This window comes from Protofrankia sp. Cas3 (assembly GCF_963555955.1).
Lineage (GTDB): Bacteria > Actinomycetota > Actinomycetes > Frankiales > Frankiaceae > Protofrankia.
Genome location: NZ_CAUVXP010000284.1, coordinates 1 through 3,599, shown reverse-complemented (window position 1 = coordinate 3,599; position 3,599 = coordinate 1). Strand labels below are relative to the sequence as shown.

The window sequence follows — 3,599 nt, the reverse complement described above, 5'->3', positions numbered from 1 at the left end:
GACAGGATACTGTTGTTCGTCCTCTTCGGTGCTCTGATGGCCGTGGCGGTCGGCACCAACCTTGTGCTCGCGTACCGACTGCGACCGCCGATCCGCCCCCTGTCACTCGAGCAGCAGAACCTCGAGCGGTACCGGGTGGCGGTTGAACCGTATTCGGTTTTGATCTTGATCGTGGTCTCGGCGTTGTTCGGTATCGTAGCGGGTGTCTCGGCATCCGGTCGATGGCGGACGTGGCTGTTGTGGCTCAATGGCAAACCCTTTGGGCAACGGGACCCGCAGTTCCATCGTGACATCAGCTACTACGCTTTCACGTACCCGTTCCAGCGTTTCCTGCTGGGTTTTCTGTTGACGACCGTGGTGCTGTCGTTGCTGGTGGCGGTGCTGACGCATTACCTGTTCGGTGGTATCCGGCTGCAGACCCAGGGAGAACGGGTGGTGCCGGCCGCGAAGGCGCACATATCCGTCCTGTTGGGGCTACTCGCCCTGCTCAAGGCCTGGGCCTACTACCTCGACCGGTTCGGGCTGGTGTTTTCCTCGCGCGGGGTCGTCAACGGTGCCTCCTACACCGACACCCATGCCGTACTGCCGGCCAAACTCATCCTGCTGTTCATCTCACTGCTGTGCGCGGTGCTGTTCATCTACAACATCTTCCAGCGCGGCTGGACGTTGCCCCTGCTGTCCGCGGGGATACTGGTGCTGTCAGCCCTGGTGGTCGGCGGAATCTATCCGGCGATCGTCCAGCAGTTCCAGGTCAGGCCGAACGAGGCGTCCCGTGAGGCGCCCTACATCAGCCGCAACATCGAGGCGACCCGCGCGGCATACGCGATACAGAAGATAGACCCACAGTCCTATAATGCGGGCACCACTCCCGACACCGCGAAGCTCGGTGCTGATTCGGCGACGTTGTCCAATGTCCGCCTGCTGGATCCCAACCGGTTGTCCCTGACCTACGACCAGCTTCAGCAGATCCGCAATTACTACGGCTTCCCGCCGTCGCTGGACATCGACCGCTACACGGTCGCCGGATCGGACGGCCAGCCCGCGACCCACGACTATGTGGTCTCCGTCCGGGAACTCGACCAGAACGGTCTCTCCGAGCAGCAGCGGAACTGGATTAATCTGCATCTGACATACACGCACGGCAAGGGCTTCGTCGCGGCGCCGGCGAATACCATTAACGAACTCGGGCAGCCGAAGTTCGCTGAGCTGAACCTGCCACCCACCGGGCCGCTGGGCCTGACCGAGAGCCGGATCTACTTCGGTGAGATGTTTCCAGGGTACTCGATCGTCGGCACGAAGCAGGCGGAGATCGACGGACCGGGCGCGACTGAGAACAGCGAGTCGACGACGACGTACGACGGTTCCGGCGGCGTGTCGATCGGCTCGACGTTTCGCCGGGCGCTGTTCGCGCTGCGGTTCCAGGAGAAGAACATACTGCTGTCGGGTGACATAACCGGGAAGTCCCGCATTCTGTACGTCCGCAACCCGCGTGAGCGGGTGAGTCAGGTCGCGCCCTGGCTCACGCTCGACGGCGATCCCTACCCGGCGGTCGTCAACGGGAGGGTGGTGTGGATCCTCGACGGTTACACCACGTCCGATGGATATCCATACGCCGAGCGTAAGACACTCGGTTCGGTTACCGCCGATGCCGTGACGGGCCGCGCGTCAAACCGGTCCGCGCAGGGGGCCAGCGAGGTCAACTACATTCGCAACTCGGTGAAGGCGACCGTCGACGCGTACGACGGAAATGTCTCCCTCTACGCCTGGGACGAGTCCGACCCGGTACTCCGGACGTGGATGAGCGCGTTCCCCGGGACCGTCAAACCGAAGAAGGAAATGCCGGCCGGGCTGCTGGAGCACCTGCGCTACCCGGAGGACCTGTTCAAGGTCCAGCGGGACCTTCTCGCCTCCTACCATGTACTCAATCCGCGTGACTTCTACTCCCAGGAGGACTTCTGGGCGGTCTCGCCGTCACCGGACAACCAGAACCAGCCACAACCACCCTTCTACGTGTACAGCCAGCTCGTCGATCATTCGCAGCCTTCGTTCAATCTGACCTCGCCGTTGCTGGCGAAGGGTTCGTCGAAGCTCGCGGCCTATATGGCCGTGTCGAGCGATCCGGGTAATTACGGAGAGTTCCAGGTGCTACGGCTGCCGAAGGGCGTGACCATCAACGGGCCGGTACAGGTGCAGAACCTCATCGAGTCCAAGGGGGAGATCTCCAAGGAGCTGAGCCTGCTGCGGGGTGAGGGATCGCAGACGATCCAGGGGAACCTGCTCACCCTGCCGGTGGCCGGTGGTCTGCTCTATATCGAGCCGTACTACGTCCAGGCGCGGGAGAACGCGGTATACCCGACGTTGCAGCGGGTAGCCGCGGTGTTCGGTGATCGGATCGGCTTCGCGCCGACCCTGGACGAGGCCCTGAGACAGGTCTTCGGTGCGAGCGCCACGACACCCAACGGCACGACACCACCGGGCGCCACCACGCCACCGGGTACCACCACGCCACCGGGTACCACGCCATCACCGGGAACGACCAGTAGTCCGGAGATCCAGCAGGCGATCGTGGATGCTGACCGTGCCTTTGCCGCCGGGCAGGACGCGTTGCGCAAGACTCCGCCGGACTTCGCCGCATACGGTGCCGCGCAGAAGGATCTGTCCGACGCGCTGAACCGGCTGGCACGGCTCACGGGGGTGCCTGCCGCCTCGGCGAGTCCCAGTCCCACGCCGTCGGCATCGCCCTCAGCCGCCGCGCCGGCGTCTCCCCAGGCCGGCGCTGCGGGTGCGAGTCCGGGGCCGGCAGCGGCCCCGGTGGCCCCGGTGGCGACCACGTCCACGTCGCCGCCAGGCGGGTAGCCGGGCCGATCGGACTTTTGATCAAGCTCATTTGACAACCCCCACCCAGCGTCCTATAAGGTGAACTCACACCGACGCGGGGTGGAGCAGCTCGGTAGCTCGCTGGGCTCATAACCCAGAGGTCACAGGTTCAAATCCTGTCCCCGCTACCACGCAGTACCAGGGCGAAGGCCCCGGAGAGATCTTCTCCGGGGCCTTTTTCGCGTCCGTGTAGGCGAATCTGTAGGCGAGACCTCGAAACTGCTACTCCGGAGGGCCCCACTCGGGTCCCATCCCACCCAAGATCAGATCTGCGATCGCGCGGGCAACCTCACGGTCGGCGTCAAGATCGGTATCGAGGTAGGTGCCCATGGTGAACGCCACGGAGGCATGGCCGACCCGTTCGCTGCACATACGTGGTCAGCGACCACCGCCGATACGACTGCCTTTCAGTCCAGCGGTCGCAGGCTCACATCCGTGCCCCGCCGCCATCTGGTATCAGGGAACGCCGTCGAAGAGATCGTCGCCGGTGCCGTCCCGTGTGCTGTGGCCGGTCCCCGTTTCATGATCGGTCCAGGTGTTGTGGAGGGTGCGGCGGTAGGGGTTGCGCCGGGGGGTGCGGGTCGGGTCGATCCATCCCGGGGGAATCCACTCGGGAACACCGTCGCCAGCGATGCGTACCTGCCAGTCGCTGTGGTGGAGTGTTCGGTGGTGCTGGCTGCAGGTCAGTACGAGGTTGTCCAGGGCGGTGTGGCCTCCGTGGG

At 64.4% G+C, this 3,599-nt stretch carries 2 protein-coding genes, 1 tRNA gene and 1 pseudogene; 2 read left to right on the top strand and 2 right to left on the bottom strand.

The window, feature by feature from the left end; translation table 11 throughout:
- A partial coding sequence (locus tag U9983_RS27165; RefSeq protein ID WP_322756742.1) for a UPF0182 family protein occupies positions 1-2,856 on the top strand: 2,856 nt, incomplete at its 5' end.
- Between the two features lie 75 nt (positions 2,857-2,931).
- Positions 2,932-3,008 (top strand) — tRNA-Met (locus tag U9983_RS27160).
- Between the two features lie 91 nt (positions 3,009-3,099).
- On the opposite strand, the gene U9983_RS27155 is transcribed toward U9983_RS27160, so the two are convergent.
- The gene (locus U9983_RS27155; RefSeq protein ID WP_322756741.1) at positions 3,100-3,249 is read right to left on the bottom strand and encodes a hypothetical protein; all 150 of its coding nucleotides are present in this window, start codon (positions 3,247-3,249) and stop codon (positions 3,100-3,102) included.
- Positions 3,250-3,333: 84 nt separating this feature from the next.
- A pseudogene (locus U9983_RS27150) lies at positions 3,334-3,599 on the bottom strand (hypothetical protein); the annotation flags it as partial.